Source organism: Nonomuraea sp. NPDC001684 (assembly GCF_053596515.1).
The window spans coordinates 45371-61403 of record NZ_JBSFGJ010000012.1 but is presented as its reverse complement, the minus strand read 5'-3'; the positions used below and the strand labels follow the sequence as shown (position 1 = coordinate 61403).

General features: G+C 70.9%; 10 protein-coding genes. 4 read left to right on the top strand and 6 right to left on the bottom strand.

Going from position 1 to position 16033, the window contains the following annotated elements:
- From ACWCSD_RS04720 to ACWCSD_RS04705, 4 genes are all read right to left on the bottom strand, one after another.
- On the bottom strand, positions 1 to 2687 hold a 2687-nt coding region (locus ACWCSD_RS04720), incomplete at its 3' end, for a vitamin B12-dependent ribonucleotide reductase (protein ID WP_449913085.1).
- On the bottom strand, positions 2684 to 3139 hold the full coding sequence (nrdR, locus tag ACWCSD_RS04715; protein ID WP_103955744.1) for a transcriptional regulator NrdR: 456 nt from the start codon (positions 3137 to 3139) through the stop codon (positions 2684 to 2686). The genes ACWCSD_RS04720 and nrdR, both read right to left, overlap by 4 nt.
- Positions 3140 to 3832: 693 nt before the next feature.
- The gene (locus ACWCSD_RS04710; protein ID WP_449913083.1) at positions 3833 to 4291 is read right to left on the bottom strand and encodes a hypothetical protein; all 459 of its coding nucleotides are present in this window, start codon (positions 4289 to 4291) and stop codon (positions 3833 to 3835) included.
- 314 nt (positions 4292 to 4605) lie between these two features.
- A complete protein-coding gene (locus ACWCSD_RS04705) occupies positions 4606 to 4845 on the bottom strand; it encodes a hypothetical protein (RefSeq protein WP_449913082.1) in 240 nt (79 codons plus the stop codon).
- 1488 nt (positions 4846 to 6333) lie between these two features.
- Here ACWCSD_RS04705 and lexA point away from each other — a divergent pair.
- Both lexA and ACWCSD_RS04695 read left to right on the top strand, forming a co-directional pair.
- The gene (lexA, locus tag ACWCSD_RS04700) at positions 6334 to 7041 is read left to right on the top strand and encodes a transcriptional repressor LexA (RefSeq protein ID WP_352357808.1); all 708 of its coding nucleotides are present in this window, start codon (positions 6334 to 6336) and stop codon (positions 7039 to 7041) included.
- Positions 7042 to 7377: 336 nt separating this feature from the next.
- Positions 7378 to 8505: a MalY/PatB family protein gene (locus tag ACWCSD_RS04695; RefSeq protein WP_449913080.1), complete on the top strand. Its 1128-nt coding sequence runs from the start codon at positions 7378 to 7380 to the stop codon at positions 8503 to 8505.
- 100 nt (positions 8506 to 8605) lie between these two features.
- On the opposite strand, the gene ACWCSD_RS04690 is transcribed toward ACWCSD_RS04695, so the two are convergent.
- On the bottom strand, positions 8606 to 11752 hold the full coding sequence (locus ACWCSD_RS04690) for a S41 family peptidase (protein ID WP_449913079.1): 3147 nt from the start codon (positions 11750 to 11752) through the stop codon (positions 8606 to 8608).
- Between the two features lie 156 nt (positions 11753 to 11908).
- On the opposite strand from ACWCSD_RS04690, the gene ACWCSD_RS04685 reads away from it, so the two are divergent.
- Both ACWCSD_RS04685 and ACWCSD_RS04680 read left to right on the top strand, forming a co-directional pair.
- Entirely contained in the window at positions 11909 to 12331 is a 423-nt protein-coding gene (locus tag ACWCSD_RS04685; protein ID WP_387663548.1) for a hypothetical protein, read from the top strand.
- A 49-nt stretch (positions 12332 to 12380) separates the two neighbouring features.
- On the top strand, positions 12381 to 13349 hold the full coding sequence (locus ACWCSD_RS04680) for a TIGR03557 family F420-dependent LLM class oxidoreductase (RefSeq protein ID WP_397163211.1): 969 nt from the start codon (positions 12381 to 12383) through the stop codon (positions 13347 to 13349).
- Positions 13350 to 13353: 4 nt separating this feature from the next.
- On the opposite strand, the gene leuS is transcribed toward ACWCSD_RS04680, so the two are convergent.
- A complete protein-coding gene (leuS, locus tag ACWCSD_RS04675) occupies positions 13354 to 15834 on the bottom strand; it encodes a leucine--tRNA ligase (RefSeq protein ID WP_387663544.1) in 2481 nt (826 codons plus the stop codon).
- Between the last annotated feature and the right edge of the window lie 199 nt (positions 15835 to 16033).

The following is a 16033-nucleotide window of genomic DNA, read 5'->3' as shown; positions in this document are numbered from 1 at the left end:
GCGGTCATTGCATCTCCTCGATGAAGCCGTCCACGTCCTTCGGCAGGACGGTGGCCCAGCGCCTCCCGGTCGACCGCCTCCGCCAGCGCCGCCGGGTCCTCGCCGCGCTGCTGCGCGGCGCGCTCGGCCGCCGAGAAGATGCCGAGCGCCGCCCGCTCGTCGTAGGGCAGGTGGTCGAGGGCCAGGCGGCGGAAGATGTAGTCCATCACCGACGTGGCCATCCGGATGTCCGGGTCGTCCGTCATGCCCGCCGGCTCGAACCGCATGTTCACGAACTTGCTCATGTACGTCTCCAGCGGCACCCCGTACTGGAGGCCGATGGAGATCGCCACCGAGAAGGCGTCCATGACGCCCGCCAGCGTCGAGCCCTGCTTGGACATCTTGAGGAAGACCTCGCCGAGCCCGTCGTCAGGGTAGGACGAAGCGGTCATGTAGCCCTTGGCGCCGCCCACGGTGAAGCGGGTGGTCATGCTGGGACGCTGGTTGGGCATGCGCCGCCGGGTCGGCCGGTTGACCTCGATGACCTTGACCTCGGGCTCGGCCTCGACGGCCTTCGGCTCGTCCTTCTTGGCGCCGTTGCCGGCCGACAGCGGCTGGCCGACCTTGCAGTTGTCGCGGTAGACGGCCAGCGCCTTCAGGCCGAGCTTCCAGCCCTCCAGGTAGACCTGCTCGATGTCGTCGATCGTGGCCGACTCCGGCAGGTTGACCGTCTTGGAGATCGCGCCGGACAGGAACGGCTGGGTCGCCGCCATCATCCGCACGTGGCCCATCGGCGCGATGGCCCGCTCGCCCATCGCGCAGTCGAACACCTCGTAGTGCTCCTTGCGCAGGCCGGGGGCGTCGACGACGTGGCTGTGCTCGCCGATGTACTCGACGATGGCCTCGATCTGCTCCTGCTGGTAGCCGAGCTGCTTGAGCGCCCGCGGGATCGTCTGGTTGACGATCTGCATCGAGCCGCCGCCGACCAGCTTCTTGAACTTGACCAGCGCGAGGTCGGGCTCGATGCCGGTGGTGTCGCAGTCCATCATCAGGCCGATGGTGCCGGTGGGGGCGAGCAGGCTGGCCTGGGCGTTGCGGTAGCCGTTCTTCTCGCCGACCTTCAGGCACTCCGACCACTGGCGCGACGCCTCGGCGTGGATCTTCGCGTCCATGGTGCCGACCGTGCGCAGGTTGTCGTTGGCGGCGGCGTGCTTGCGCATGACCCGCTTGTGCGGCTCGGCGTTGCGGGCGTAACCGTCGTACGCGCCCACCACGCCGGCCAGCTCGGCGCTGCGCCGGTAGGACACACCGGTCATCAGCGACGTGATCGCCCCGGCCACCGCGCGGCCGCCGTCGGAGTCGTAGGCGTGGCCCGTGGCCATGAGCAGCGCGCCCAGGTTGGCGTAGCCGATGCCGAGCTGGCGGTAGGCCCGCGTGGTCTCACCGATCTTCTCGGTCGGGAAGTCGGCGAAGGTGATCGAGATGTCCATCGCGGTGATGATCAGCTCGGTCAGCTTGACGAAGTCGGCGACGTTGAAGGTGTTGTCGTCCTTCAGGAACTTCAGCAGGTTGATGCTGGCCAGGTTGCACGAGGAGTTGTCCAGGTGCACGTACTCCGAGCACGGGTTGCTGGCGGTGATCCGGCCGGTCTCCGGCGTGGTGTGCCAGTCGTTGATCGTGTCGTCGTACTGCACGCCCGGGTCGGCGCACTCCCAGGCGGCCTTGGCCATCTTGCGGAACAGGTCCTTGGCGTCGACCTTCTCGATGACCTCGCCGGTCAGGCGGGCACGCAGGCCGAACTGGTCGCCCTTCTCCACCGCGCGCATGAACTCGTCGGAGACGCGCACCGAGTTGTTGGCGTTCTGGTACTGGACGGAGACGATGTCCTTGCCGCCCAGGTCCATGTCGAAACCGGCGTCACGCAGCGCGCGGACCTTGTCCTCCTCGCGCGCCTTGGTCTCGATGAACTCCTCGATGTCGGGGTGGTCGACGTCGAGCACGACCATCTTGGCCGCCCGGCGCGTCGCGCCGCCCGACTTGATCGTGCCCGCGGAGGCGTCCGCGCCGCGCATGAAGCTGACCGGCCCGCTGGCCGTGCCGCCGCTGGAGAGCAGTTCCTTGGACGAACGGATGCGGGACAGGTTGACGCCCGACCCCGAACCGCCCTTGAAGATCACGCCCTCTTCCTTGTACCACTCCAGGATCGACTCCATCTGGTCGTCCACGGAGAGGATGAAACAGGCGCTGACCTGCTGCGGCGAGGCGGTGCCCACGTTGAACCAGACCGGCGAGTTGAACGCGAAGACCTGGTGGACCAGCGCGTGCTTGAGCTCGTGGTCGAAGATCTCGGCGTCCTCGTCGCTGGCGAAGTAGCCGTGCTCGACGCCCGTGCGGGTGTAGACGCCGACCACCCGGTCGACGAGCTGCTTCAGGCTCCACTCGCGCTGCGGCGTGCCGACGGCGCCGCGGAAGTACTTGGTCGTCACGATGTTGGCCGCGTTCACCGACCAGAACTCGGGGAACTCGACACCCCGCTGCTCGAAGTTGATCGAGCCGTCGCGCCAGTTCGTCATCACGACGTCACGGCGCTCCCACTGGACCTCGTCATACGGGTGCACGCCGGGCTTCGTGAAGATCCGCTTCATCCTCAGCCCCTTACGCGGCCGCTTACCCCCGCGCGCCACTGAACCGCTGGCCGTGTCCGTCATGACTCCCCCTTCTCCGCCTTCAACTGTGAGATCTCGGCCTCGAAGTCCGCCAGGCTCTCGAAACCGCGATAAACCGATGCGAATCGCAGGTAGGCCACCTCGTCCAGCTCCCGGAGCGGGCCGAGGATCGCCAGGCCCACCTCGTTCGACGGCAGCTCGGCCGCGCCCTTGGCCCGGATGGCCTCCTCTACCCGCTGCCCGAGCTGGGCCAGCGAGTCCTCGCTGACCGGCCTGCCCTGACAGGCCCGCCGCACGCCCGCGACGACCTTGTCCCGCGAGAACGGCTCCGTCACCCCGCTACGCTTGCTCACCATCAGCAGGACGGTCTCCTGCGTGGTGAACCTGCGCCCGCACTCGGGACAGGTGCGCCGGCGCCTGATGGCCGCGCCGTCGTCCGTGGACCGGCTGTCGATGACCCTGGTGTCAGGGTGGCGACAGAACGGACAGTGCACGGCTTCGCCTCCTCGACCCGCCCGGCCCACCACACGCGTAAAACCCTCGCCGCGGTACGCTCGCGCACGCCCCACGGCTTGCCATGGTGCGGTCACGGAAACACAAGGTGTGGTGAACCGACATCGGTGTAACTACTAGATGTTGTGGTCCAACCGTAGAAGCGCGCGACCATGAACGCAAGTTGAGCAACACCGTGGAGCTGAAGTCGCTGATCAGCCCCCGCGTCACACGGGCCCCGGGCGTGTCGCCCCGGCCGGCCCCTCGCGCGCCTCGCCCGACCGGCCCCCTCGCACCCGACGGCGACCAGCCCAAACAGGCCCCACAAAGGTACCGGAGCCCACAGCCTCCCCCCACCTCCCACCACCCCCGAAGCCCCCTCCCCTACCCCCACAAAACACCCCGGAACCCCCACCCCGGCCCTTCGCCTGCCTCCCCGGCCTTTCGCTTGCGCCCCTGCCCCTCCCCCCTCCCCACGACCTGGCCGACTCACCGCGCCCCCTTGCTCGCCCGCTTCCCTGCCCCCTGCGCCCCGCCCCTGAGCCAGGCACGCGGCCACCGCGCGATCTTCGGCTGGCTTCACAAGCTCCGAATGATCACGCGGTGGCCGTCTCCATGCGACTCCACCACCTCAAGATCACCAAGCGTCACTGGAGTCGTGGATGGTCATCCCACGGGGTGGCGGACGGAGCGCGTCACGGGCACTTGGCGCGCATCGTGGGGCTCCAGCCGTTGTGGACGACGTACTTGCTTCCCGCGTAGTAGCTGACCTGGCCCTGCAGGCGGTAGGTGAAGGTGTCCCCCCGCTTGCAGCCCTTGTACAACGTCCTCTTGCCGGCCCCGTACCAGGAGGCGCTGGAGATGTTCTGCCAGCCCCACCAGCGCTTGCGCTGAAGCATGATCTTGACGCGCTGGTTGCTGGAGCAGCCGATCGCCCAGCCGGTCGCGGCCACGTGCCCCTTGCGCATCTCCGGACGGTACACACGCACCTCACGGCAGGACATCGTCGCCGAGCCGGCCGCCGCGGCGGCCGTGGTGACGGCGGTGAGGGAGGTCTGGGCGCCGGTCTGGACGGAGGCCTGCGCGGGGGTGCCCGCGGTCAGAGCCGCGGCGGCGACCGCCGCACCGACGACCATCGTGTTGAACGTTCGCATCGAGTTCTCCTTGGTGCTCGTCGTACTGGACACCGCGAAGGTAGCCAGGCCGATGTTGAGAACCTGTGGAGTGCCTGTTGAGCGACCGATCGGACGACCTGCGCGATCACGGACGTCGTGCGCTGGTCAGGCTGGTGGCGTCGCCATCAGGCAACCGTCCGACACCGCCACTACCAGGGCGGATCCCGACCGTGATCGCGATGTGTCACTGGAGGACAGCTAGCGGCAGCTAGCGGTCAAGATGAGCACGGCCGATAACCGCCGCGTCCGGCGATCTCCCGCAGGGAGTGCCTTCAGCCGACCTCCGCCCCTGACTACCCCGCCCGGCCGGGCAGACCAGCACGCACGGCCGGGCGGCCAGCCACACCGACGCCCACAGCCGAAGCGCCGGGCGCCCCGGCGCCCACAGCCGCATGCCCGGCCGCCCGCGTCCCGAGCCAGAACCCGCCCAGGGACAGCAGCACCATCACCACCACCAGCAGCACGATCCGCCCCCGGCGGGTCAGCCGCACCGGAGGAGCCGCAGCCTTGACGCCGGCCCCCGCGGGAATCACCCCGACACCCCGCCCACGGCCCCGCCGCCGCTGCAAGACCGTAGGGGTCGTACGACCATTCCGTGCAAGCCCCGCACCGTCACCGGGCGGAGCACTTTCCGCCCCCACAACACGTCCCAACATGTCCCGCCCCCCGCGAGCCTCACCGTCACCAGACCCCCCGTTCCTCCGCGCCCCCCGGCGCCGCGAGCCCCCCGGCCCGCTCACCACCTGCCCCCGATCCCGGCCCTTGGCCTCCTCAGAGCGCCGCCCCCGTACCGAGAACCGCTCCGCCGCCCGTCCCGACCGCCGCCCCTGCCTGTCCGACCGCTCGGCCGACTGCTCTGAGCGCCGCCCTGGCTCGCCCGGCCGCTCCACCAACCGTCCCGAGCGCCGCCCCTGCTTGCTGGACCGCTCGGCGGCCTCCTCCCGGCGTCGCCCCTGCTCGCCCAGCCGCTCACTCCTCTTCCGGCGCCGCCCCTCAGCCTCGGGCTGCTCGGTCGAGTCGCCCGAGCGGCGCCTTCGCGTCTCGGGTCGGGCCGTGGGCTCACCAGAGCGCCGCCTACGAAGCTCGGGCCGGCCCGCAGCCTCCCCTGGACGCCGCCGTTCCCAGGGGCGGTCCGCCCGGGCCTCCGCCCGGCGCTCCCACTCCCCTTCCGGCACGATCGCCGAGTCCCGGCCCGCCGGTCGCGCCGCACGGCCCCCCTGACCTCGCCTCCCCGACGCCTCCGCCAGACCTCGGCTTCCTGACATGTCGGCCTCGCCGCGCCTGCCCGGCCCCTCCGCCTGACCTCGGCCTCGCCGCCCCTGCGTCTCACCTTCCGGACGTCGTCCGCTCGCTTCGGGCGGACGTCGGCGCCAGGGGCCGGGCTCGGGCGGGCGGGCGCGGGGTTCTGTCGCGTCCGTGCGCGGAGTGCCCTGTTTGCCTTCGGGACGACGGCCAGTCAGTGTGTCGTCGGCGAGAGGCTGTCCAGCGCCCTCCTGAGGCAGCGTCCGGTCGGCGTCCGTGTCCGTGTCCGCGTCGGGACGCGGGGAGGGGACCAGCCACAGCCGGGGGCGGCCCGAGCCTTGGACCGCTCCCCCTGAGCCGCCGGCGCGGCGCCGCCGGGTGTTCGAATCGGGAGCCGGTCGTTCTCCCGGATTCTCGTGGCGGCCGGAGCCGGTATGCGGGTCGTCTCCCCGTCGGCCCGCGCCCCGGGTGGCGTCGGCGATGAGGGTGAGCCGGTTGGCGTCTTCGCTGGTCGGGTCGGTGCTCGGGGTCGTTCGCACGATTGACCTCCCGCCGTCTGGCCCGAGGAAACGGCCAAAATAAGATCAGCAAATCGAACACGGTGTCGATCGAACTCCCGTACGATGTTGTACACCACGCTGGCGACAATTTCGAGGAAGACTCGAACAATTGTTTGAAGATGATCTTCAACAGCGATACGGTCGCTGTGTGCGACATCAAGACCACGGACCGGGAGGTTCGCCGGTGAGGCGGGCCGCCGCCAGGCGAGGAGGAAGAGCATGAGCGAGCGGGAAGACGCTAACGGGGTCACAGACCTCGCGGTGCGCCGGCGCGACTCCCTGGGCCTGACGCCCAGGCAGCGCAAGATCCTCGAAGTGATCCGCGATTCGGTGCAGCAGCGCGGCTACCCGCCCTCGATGCGCGAGATCGGCGAGGCCGTGCAGCTGACGAGCACGTCCAGCGTGTCGCACCAGTTGACCGCCCTGCAACGCAAGGGATATCTGCGCCGCGACCCGCACCGGCCACGCGCCCTGGAGGTGCGTCTGCCCGGCGAGCCCGTGCTGTGGGTCGACCCCGACGCCACCGACGACGAGGCTCCGGTGAGCCGGCCGACCGCCGCCTACGTCCCGCTCGTGGGCCGCATCGCCGCCGGTGGCCCGATCCTGGCCGAGGAGAGCGTGGAGGACGTCTTCGCCCTTCCCAAGCAGCTCGTCGGCGAGGGCACGCTCTTCCTGCTCCAGGTGGCCGGTGACTCGATGATCGAGGCCGCCATCGCCGACGGCGACTGGGTGGTCGTCCGCCAGCAGCCGGTCGCCGAGAGCGGTGACATCGTGGCCGCCATGATCGAGGGCGAGGCCACGGTCAAGACGTTCAAGCGCAAGGACGGGCACGTGTGGCTGGTGCCGCACAACTCGAACTACGAGCCCATCCCCGGTGACGAGGCCAGCGTGCTGGGCAAGGTGGTGGCCGTCCTCCGCCGCCTCTAGTCCGTCCGCCGGCCGGCCGCCCTCCTTGAGGCTGCGGCCGCCGTTCGGTTTCTCCGCGATCCGGCTTCCCTCGCACGGGGGCTGTGATCGTCGGCGCCATGTGGCGCTTCCTCGCAAGTCGCACGCACCGAACGCCGCCCTCCAACGTCGAGGCCCTTCCACCCCGGCCTCGCGTGGAGGGCGGCGTCGCATCGCCCGCTCGCCTTTCTCCCGGGACGTTCCTTCGGGCCCCGGAACACAACGCGCCCACCCCCGCGCAGCCGCCCACGCCCAAGACGGCAGGCACCGGCATCAGGCCCCCCATACCGCCACACCGCAGACTCCTAGACTGTGCCCGTGACCGACACGAATGCCCCAAAAGAGACCCCCGCCTCCAAAGAGATGAAGGACCTCAAAGAGACGCATGACGGTCTCAAATGGGCAATCACCGCCCCCGGTGTCATCCCCGCCTGGATCGCCGACATGGACCTGTCCACCGCCCCCGAGGTGATCGAGGCCCTGACCCGCCGCGCCGCCGGTGACCTCGGCTACCCGACCTGGCTGGACAAGCCGCAGGCCGGCCCCCTGGCCGAGGCGTTCGCCGAGCGCATGGCCGTCCGCCACGGCTGGACGGCCGACCCCTTGCACGTCCACACGTTCAGCGACATCAACCAGGCCCTCCAGGTGCTGCTGCACCTCTGGACCAAGCCGGGGGACGGCGTCGCGCTGCACACCCCCGCCTACCACCCGTTCCTGACGACCCTCGACGTCATGGATCGTCCGCTCGTCCCCATCCAGCTCGAACCGGACGGCGACGCGTGGCGGTTCGAGGTGCCCGACCTGTCCGGCTGCCGGGTGCTGCTGCTGGTCAACCCGCAGAACCCGACGGGCCGCGTGTTCACCCGCGCCGAGCTGGAAGGGCTGGCCGAGCACGCCGAACGCCACGACCTGCTGGTGCTGGCCGACGAGATCCACGCCGACCTCACCTACGCGCCCCACCGGCACATCCCCTTCGCGACGATCCTCCCCGAGCGCACGGTCACCCTCACCTCGGCCACGAAGGCGTTCAACCTGGGCGGCATCCGCTGCTCGGTCGCCCACATCGGGCACGCCGGGATCCGCGCGGCCCTGGCGGCGCAGCCGCCGTTCCTCTTCGGCTCGACGCACCTGTTCGGGGTGGAGGCCACGGTCGCGGCCTGGCGGCACGGCGACGCCTGGCTGGACCGGACGCGGGCGCTGCTCGACCGCAACCGCCGGCTCATCGCCGAGCGGCTGCCGGACCGGTTCGGGTACCGGATGCCCCAGGCCACCTACCTGGCATGGCTGCACACCGGGCAGCCGGGCATGGCCGAGCTCATCGAGCGGGAGGCCCAGGTGCGGCTCAACGACGGCGCGTCGTTCGGGCCCGGCGGCGCGGACTACGTACGGCTGAACTTCGCGACGACCGAACCGGTGCTCTCGGAGATCCTCACCAGGCTGAACTGAGGAGGGGCCCGGCGCTCTTCGAGACGACGAGGCCGAACCGCCGTTCCCCCGAGATCCGCCAGGCTGAGGGGCGGCCCCGACGGGCCGCCCCTCAGGACGGTCAGCTCAGCGGCGGCAGGTCCGGCGGGGTGGCCGCCGGACGCTCCTCCAGCGCGGCGAGCGCCAGCTCGACCGCCTTCGCCAGCTGCGGGTCGCGGCCCGCCACCCGGTCCTGCGGCGTGATCACGACCTCGACGTCGGGATCGACGCCGTAGTTCTCCACGCCCCAGCCCGGCCCCTCCAGCCAGAACGCGTACCGCGGCTGGGTCACTACGGTCCCGTCCACCAGGGAGTAGCGCGAGTCGATGCCGATGACGCCGCCCCAGGTCCTGGTGCCGACCAGCGGGCCGAGGCCGCGGTTCTTGATCCCGGCGCTGACGATGTCGCCGTCGGACCCGGCGAACTCGTCGGCGACGGCCACGATGGGCCCGCGGGGCGAGTCCTCGGGATAGCGCATCGGCTCGTAGCCGCGGGCCCGCGCCCAGCCGGTGACCTTGCGCGACAACTTCTCCAGCACCAGCTCCGACAGGTGCCCGCCGCCGTTCTCGCGCACGTCCACGACCAGCCCCTCGAAGGCCATCTCGGTACGCAGGTCGCGGTGGAACTGCGCCCACCCCGAGGCCACCATGTCCGGGACGTGCAGGTAACCGAGCCGCCCACCGGACGACTCGCGGACGAAGGCCCGCCGGCTCTCCACCCAGTCGTGGTAGCGCAGCTGGCTGTCGTCGGCGAGCGGGGTGACGACGACCCGGCGCGTCGAGCCGCCGGCCGCGGGCCGCACGGTCAGCTCCACGGGCTGGTCGGCGGTGCCGGACAGCAGCGCGAGCGGGCCGCGTACCGGATCGACCGGACGCCCGCCCACCGCCACGATCGCGTCGCCGGGACGGATCGCGACGCCGGGCGCGAGCAGCGGCGAGCGGGCCGCGTGGTCGGAGGTCTCGCCCGGCAGGATGCGCTCGACCCGCCAGGTCCCGTCCTCGTCCTTGGCCAGGTCGGCGCCGAGCAGGCCCTGGCGGCGGCGCGGGTCGTTGACGCCGTCGTGACCCCTGGCGTAGGCGTGCGAGGTGCCGAGCTCGCCCTGCACCTCCCACAGCAGGTCGATCAGCTCGGAGTGGCAGCCGAGGCGGCCGACCAGCGGCTCGTACCGGTCGAGCGTGGCCTGCCAGTCGTGGCCGCCCATGTCCTCGCGCCAGAAGTGGTCGCGCATGAGCCGGCCGGCCTCGCGGTAGCCCTGGAGCCATTCGGCAACCGGGTCGATCTGGACGGTGATGCGGTCGAGGTCGATGGTGACGACCTCGTCGCCCTCGCCGGCCGCCCGCGTCTGCAGGCCGTTCTTGCCGTTGGTGACGAGCCTGGTGCCGTCGCCGCTGACCTCGAAGGCCCGCACCTCCTTGCCGAGCTCGGCCTTGGCGCGCTTCTTGAGGTCGTAGCGTTCGAGCACGGTCTCGTTCACCGGCTCGGTGCCGTCGCCGAGCTGGCCCGTCAGGGGGTGGCGGAGCCAGAGCAGCGCGTCCTTGGCGGTCCTGAGGTTGCCGTAGCGGCCCGCCGGCACGGGTACGGGCACCACGCGGGAGGCCAGCGCCTCCGGGTCCACCTCGGTACGCGGCGGCGCGTCGTCCTTCTTGTCGTCCTTGCCGGGCTTGTCGTCCTCCCCGTTGAACCCCCGTCCCTGCAACGACGGGTCGAACGGCGACGGCGTGGCGGCCTGCAGCGGCACGATGTACGGCCGGCAGCCCGCCGGGAACGACAGGTCGAACACGTGCGCGTCGTACACCGGGTCGAACGTGCGCACCGACAGGAAGGCCAGGTGCTTGCCGTCCTTGGTGAACACCGGGTCGTAGTCGGAGAAGCGCAGCGGCGTCACGTCGATCACCGATGTGCCGTCCACGCGGCCCATCTTGATCTGCGACAGCGGCTCGTGGTCCGGATGCACCCAGGCCAGCCAGCCGGAGTCCGGCGAGAAGGTGACCCCGCTGATGTCGCCCTGGGTGGTGCGGTCGAGCTCGCGCAGGTCGCCCGACTCCAGGTCCACGACGAGCAGCCGCCCGTCGTGCGTGGCCACGGCCGCGTGCTTGCCGTCGGGGGCGGCGGTCAGTTCGAGCACCCTGCCGAGCTGCCCGCCGGCCAGGCTCCTGATCTCGCCGCCGGGGGCGCCGATCTCCAGGCCGTCCTCGCCGCCGGCGTCGGAGACCCACACGGCCCGGCCGTCGGCGCCGAGGGCGCGCGGCAGGCGTACCCGCACGCCGGGTTCCACCCGGAGCGCGCCCGCGGGCCCGTCGCGGTGGGTGACCCAGTGCGCGGTGCCGCGGATCTCGACCGCGCTGGCCCGCCCGGTCGTGTCCGGGGAGAAGGCGCCGACGCGCGTGGGCGCGGGGCGGCGCGCCCGTCCCGGCCGCGGGCCGCCGAGCTTGACCTCCAGCTTGTACGGCTCGGCGTCCAGGCTCTCCAGCAGCCACAGGTCGCCCGCGTGGCTGTAGATCACCCGCTCGCCGTCGCTCGTGGCGTGACGGGCGTAGAACTCGTCATGGCTGGTGTGCCGGCGCACGTCGGACCCGTCGGGAAGGGCCGAGTAGAGGTTCCCCACGCCGTCCGCGTCGGACAGGTAGACGATCCGGTCGCCGACCCAGTTCACCGCCCAGTGCTGGGCGGGGCTGTCGGCGAACAGCCGGACGAACTCTCCGTCGCCGTCGGCGTCGACCCAGATCTTGGCCGCCGTGCCGCCGCGGTAGCGCTTCCACTGGGACGGCTCGCGCCAGACCGGCGACACCGTGGCCACCTTCGCGCCGCTGATGGCCGCCTCGCCGACCCAGCCGTACGGCAGCCGCTCGGCCGGCCCTCCGTCGAGCGGGACGGCGTACGCCCACAGCCGGGTACGCGACGCCTCCCCGGTGGAGCTGACCGCGAGCACGGCTCCGTCCGCGGTCCAGCCGCGGACGCCGGTCATGGCGTTGCCCCAGTGCGTCAGCCGGGTGCCTTCGGCGCCGTCGAGCTCGGCCGCGAACACCTCGGGGGCGCCCTCCTTGCCGCTGGTCCACGCGATGCGCGAGCCGTCGGGCGAGAAGCGCGGGGTGGAGACCGGCACGCGGTCGGCGGTGAAGCGCCAGGCCCGGCCGCCGGCGACGGGGGCGAGCCAGACATCGTCGTCGGCGACGAAGGTGACCAGGTCACCAGACAGATGTGGATATCTCAGGTATGCGCCATATGTCACAGCTAGACACTAATGCGAGACACCAAACCAGCTAAAGATTTTCTCTCAGAGCAGCGGTCCACCGTCCGCGAACAGCCAAGACCGTCCGATGTCCCGGATGTGCGGGGAACGGCAGGGAAGGAGCCAATCGCCACAAATCACACGCTGTGAGGAATCATGCGATTTTTCGTCCGCCCACACCAGATCCCGGGCCGCCTGGCCGCCGCCGCCATCATCCTCAACTCCGGGATCGGCAAGACCAAGGCCGACGAGCAGACGGCGGCCGGCCTGCACGGCATGGCCGCGGGCACGTACCCGTTCCTGCGCGGCCAGGACCCGGTGGCCTTCACCCGGCTGCTGTCGAAGGGCGAGCTCGCCCTCGGGGCCGCGCTCGTCCTGCCGTTCGTGCCGTCGTTGCTGGCCGGCGCGGGACTGACCGCGTTCGCGGCGGGCCTGCTCGGGCTCTACCTCAGGACGCCGGGCATGCGCGAGGAGGGCAGCCTGCGCCCGACCCAGCAGGGCATCGGCCTGTCCAAGGACCTCTGGCTGCTGGCCATCGGCCTCGGGCTGGTGATCGAGGAGCTGCGCAGTGACGATTGATCTCCGGACGCCGGACCCTAAGCCGGACAAACCTGGGTAGCCCGACCACATGGTACAAATCGGCTACACCTTGATGTCCGAGCAGACCCCGGCCCGCGAACTGGTGGACTACGCCGCCACCGCCGAGCGCGTCGGCTTCGACTACGCGGTCATCTCCGACCACTACTTCCCGTGGATCGAGGAGATGGGCCACTCGCCGTACTGCTGGTCGGTGCTGGGCGCGGCGGCGCAGGTGACCGAGCGCCTGCCGCTCATGACGTACGTGACCTGCCCCATCATGCGCTACCACCCGGCCGTGGTGGCGCAGAAGGCGGCCACGATGGGGGTGCTGAGCGAGGGCAGGTTCACCCTGGGCCTGGGCGCCGGCGAGAACCTCAACGAGCACGTCGTCGGCGAGGGCTGGCCGCCGGTGGACACCAGGCACCGGATGTTCGCCGAGGCCGTGCAGATCATCAAGGAGCTGTTCAGCGGCGAGTACGTCACCTACCAGGGCGAGTTCTTCGACGTCGACTCCGCCAAGCTCTACGACCTGCCGGACGAGCAGGTGCCGATCGGCATCGCCGCCTCCGGCGGCCGGTCGGCCGAGCTCGCCGCGGAGCTGGGCGACGTGCTGGTCATCAACGACCCGATGCCCGAGGTGGTGCAGCAGTTCCACGCCGCGGGCGGCCAGGGCAAACCGGTCTACGGCCAGCTCCCCATCGCCTACGACACCGACCCCGAGGCCGCCAAGGAGCGGGCCCACCGGCTGTGGCGCTGGTCGGGCGTCGGCGGCTGGAAGGTCATGGCCGAGCTGCCCGGCCCGGTGAACTTCGCCGCCGCGGCCGGCTCGGTGCGCCCCGAGGACGTCGCCGAGAGCGTGCCCTGCGGCGACGACCTGGACGCGGTCGTGCAGGGCGTCAGGAAGTTCGCCGACGCCGGGTACACGCACGTGGCGCTCGTGCAGATCGGGCACGACCAGCAGGAGCCGTTCTTCGACTGGGCGGAGAAGGAGCTCCTGCCGGCCCTGCGCCGGATCTAGCCGCCTACGGGACGATGTTGACCAGCTTGGGCGCGCGCACGATCACCTTGCGCGGCGCGCCCTGGAGGTAGCCGGACACCTTGTCGGAGGCCAGGGCCAGGGCCCGCAGCTCGTCCTCGGAGATGTCGGGGGCCACCTCCAGCCGGTCGCGCACCTTGCCCGCCACCTGCACCACGCACGTGACCGACTCCTGCACCAGCAGCGCGGGGTCGGCGACGGGCCAGCCGGCGAAGGCGACCGGACCGGTGCGGCCCAGGCGCTCCCAGCCTTCCTCGGCGACGTAGGGCGCCACCAGCGAGAGCATGACGGCCAGCGACTCGGCGGCCTCGCGCACCGCCGGGTCGGCCGCGCCGGGACCGGAGTCGATGGCCTTGCGGGCGGCCGAGGTCAGCTCCATCATGCGGGCCACCGCGACGTTGAAGCGCTGCGACTCGACCAGCTTGGTGACCTCGTCGATCGTGCGGTGGGTGACCTTGCGCAGCTCGGCGTCGCCGCCCTCGAACGACACGCCGGGCTCGGCGGTCGCCTCCGACATCACGCGCAGCACGCGGGCCAGGAACTTCTGGGAGGCGGCCGGCGAGACGTCGGCCCAGTCGATGTCGTCCTCCGGCGGACCGGCGAAGATCATCGTCAGGCGCACGGCGTCGACGCCGTACGCGTCGATCTGCTGGCCCAGGTCGATGCCGTTGCCCAGGGACTTCGACATCGCCTTGCCGCCGTTGATCACCTGCCCCTGGTTCAGCATGCGCAGGAACGGCTCGGTGAAGCTCACCATGCCCATGTCGTGCAGGACCTTGGTGAAGAAGCGCGAGTACAGCAGGTGGAGGACGGCGTGCTCGATGCCGCCGACGTACTGGTCGATCGGGCCCCACTTGCGCACCTGCTCGGGGTCGAACGGCCCGTCGGTGTAGCCGGGCGAGGTGTAACGCAGGAAGTACCAGGACGAGTCGACGAACGTGTCCATCGTGTCGGTGTCGCGCTTGGCCGGACCGCCGCACTTGGGGCACTCGACGTTGACCCACTCGGTGGCGCTGGCCAGCGGGGAGACGCCCTTGGGCGCCAGCGCCTCGCCGCGCAGGTCGGGCAGCGTGACGGGCAGCTGCTCGTCGGGGACGGGCACCTCGCCGCAGTCGGCGCAGTGGATGATCGGGATCGGCGTGCCCCAGAACCGCTGACGGGACAGCAGCCAGTCGCGCAGCCGGAAGTTGACCGCGCCGGTGCCCCGGCCCTCGGCCTCCAGGATCTCGATGATCTTGGCGATGGCCTCGGCCTTGGTCAGCCCGTCGAGGGGGCCGGAGTTGACCAGCGTGCCCTCGCCGGGCGTGGCCTCGCCGGTCTCGCCGGGGTCGGCCAGGCCGGTGTGGACGACGACCTTGACCGGCAGCTCGAACTTCCTGGCGAAGTCGAGGTCGCGCTGGTCGTGGGCGGGCACGGCCATGATCGCGCCGTGGCCGTAGTCGGACAGCACGTAGTCGGCCGCCCAGACCGGGATGCGCTCGCCGCTGACCGGGTTGACCGCGTGGCGGCCCAGGAAGACGCCGGTCTTCTCCTTGTCGGTGGACAGGCGCTCGATGTCGCTCAGCTTGGCGACCTCGGCGCGGTAGGCCTCGAAGGCCGGGCGCTGCTCGTCGGTGACGATCTCGTCGGCCAGCGCGGCGTCGACCGCGACCACGAAGAACGTGGCGCCGTACAGGGTGTCGGGGCGCGTGGTGTAGACGTGGACCGGCTCGTCGCGGCCCTCGATCTCGAACAGCACGTCGGCGCCCTCGGAGCGGCCGATCCAGTTGCGCTGCATGGTCAGCAGGCGCTCGGGCCAGCCGTCGAGCTGCTCCATGTCGTCCAGCAGGCGCTGGGCGTAGTCAGTGATCTTGAAGTACCACTGCGTCAGCTCGCGGCGGATGACGTCGGCGCCGCAGCGCTCGCACTTGCCCGCCACGACCTGCTCGTTGGCCAGCACCGTCTGGTCGTTGGGGCACCAGTTGACCAGGCCGCCCTTGCGGTAGGCCAGGCCGCGCTCGAAGAAGCGGTTGAACAGCCACTGGTTCCAGCGGTAGTACTCGGGGTCGCTGGTGTGCAGGCGGCGCGACCAGTCGAAGGAGATGCCGTAGCGCCGGAAGGAGTGAGCCTGCGTCTCGATGTTGGCGTAGGTCCACTCGGCGGGGTGCGCGTTGCGCTTGATCGCGGCGTTCTCGGCGGGCAGGCCGAAGGAGTCCCAGCCGATCGGGTGCAGGACGTTGTAGCCCTGCTGCATCCAGTAGCGCGCGACGACGTCGCCGATGGCGAACACCTCGCCGTGGCCCATGTGGAGGTCGCCCGACGGGTAGGGGAACATGTCGAGCATGTAGCGCCGCTCCCGGGTGTCGGCCGCGTCCTCGCTCGCCCGGTAGGGCTCCTGTTCCTCCCATCGCTGCTGCCACTTGGCCTGCAGCGCCTGCGGGTCGTACTCACTCACGGCTACTGTCCTTCTGGCTTGACTCGGACCCATAAGAAAACCCCTCGTGCACGACGAGGGGTAGCCGCGACGGCGAGACCTCTCAGGGCCGTCGCGGCCCGCTAAGAAGCAGGGTCGCGGAACGCATGTGTCAAGCCTAGCGCACGTCTTCGACGGAATGCAGATACTCCGGGGACCGGCGCAGGCACAATAGACCCTTCAGGTCCAGCGAGACCTGATGGTGATGTATCCG

What these genes read in the sequence shown, in the direction of transcription:
- ACWCSD_RS04710 (WP_449913083.1), bottom strand. Translation starts at nt 4,291, where the DNA reads ATGCGAACGTTCAACACGATGGTCGTCGGTGCGGCGGTCGCCGCCGCG.
- lexA (WP_352357808.1), top strand. Translation starts at nt 6,334, where the DNA reads ATGAGCGAGCGGGAAGACGCTAACGGGGTCACAGACCTCGCGGTGCGC.
- ACWCSD_RS04685 (WP_387663548.1), top strand. Translation starts at nt 11,909, where the DNA reads ATGCGATTTTTCGTCCGCCCACACCAGATCCCGGGCCGCCTGGCCGCC.
- ACWCSD_RS04680 (WP_397163211.1), top strand. Translation starts at nt 12,381, where the DNA reads ATGGTACAAATCGGCTACACCTTGATGTCCGAGCAGACCCCGGCCCGC.
- leuS (WP_387663544.1), bottom strand. Translation starts at nt 15,834, where the DNA reads ATGGGTCCGAGTCAAGCCAGAAGGACAGTAGCCGTGAGTGAGTACGAC.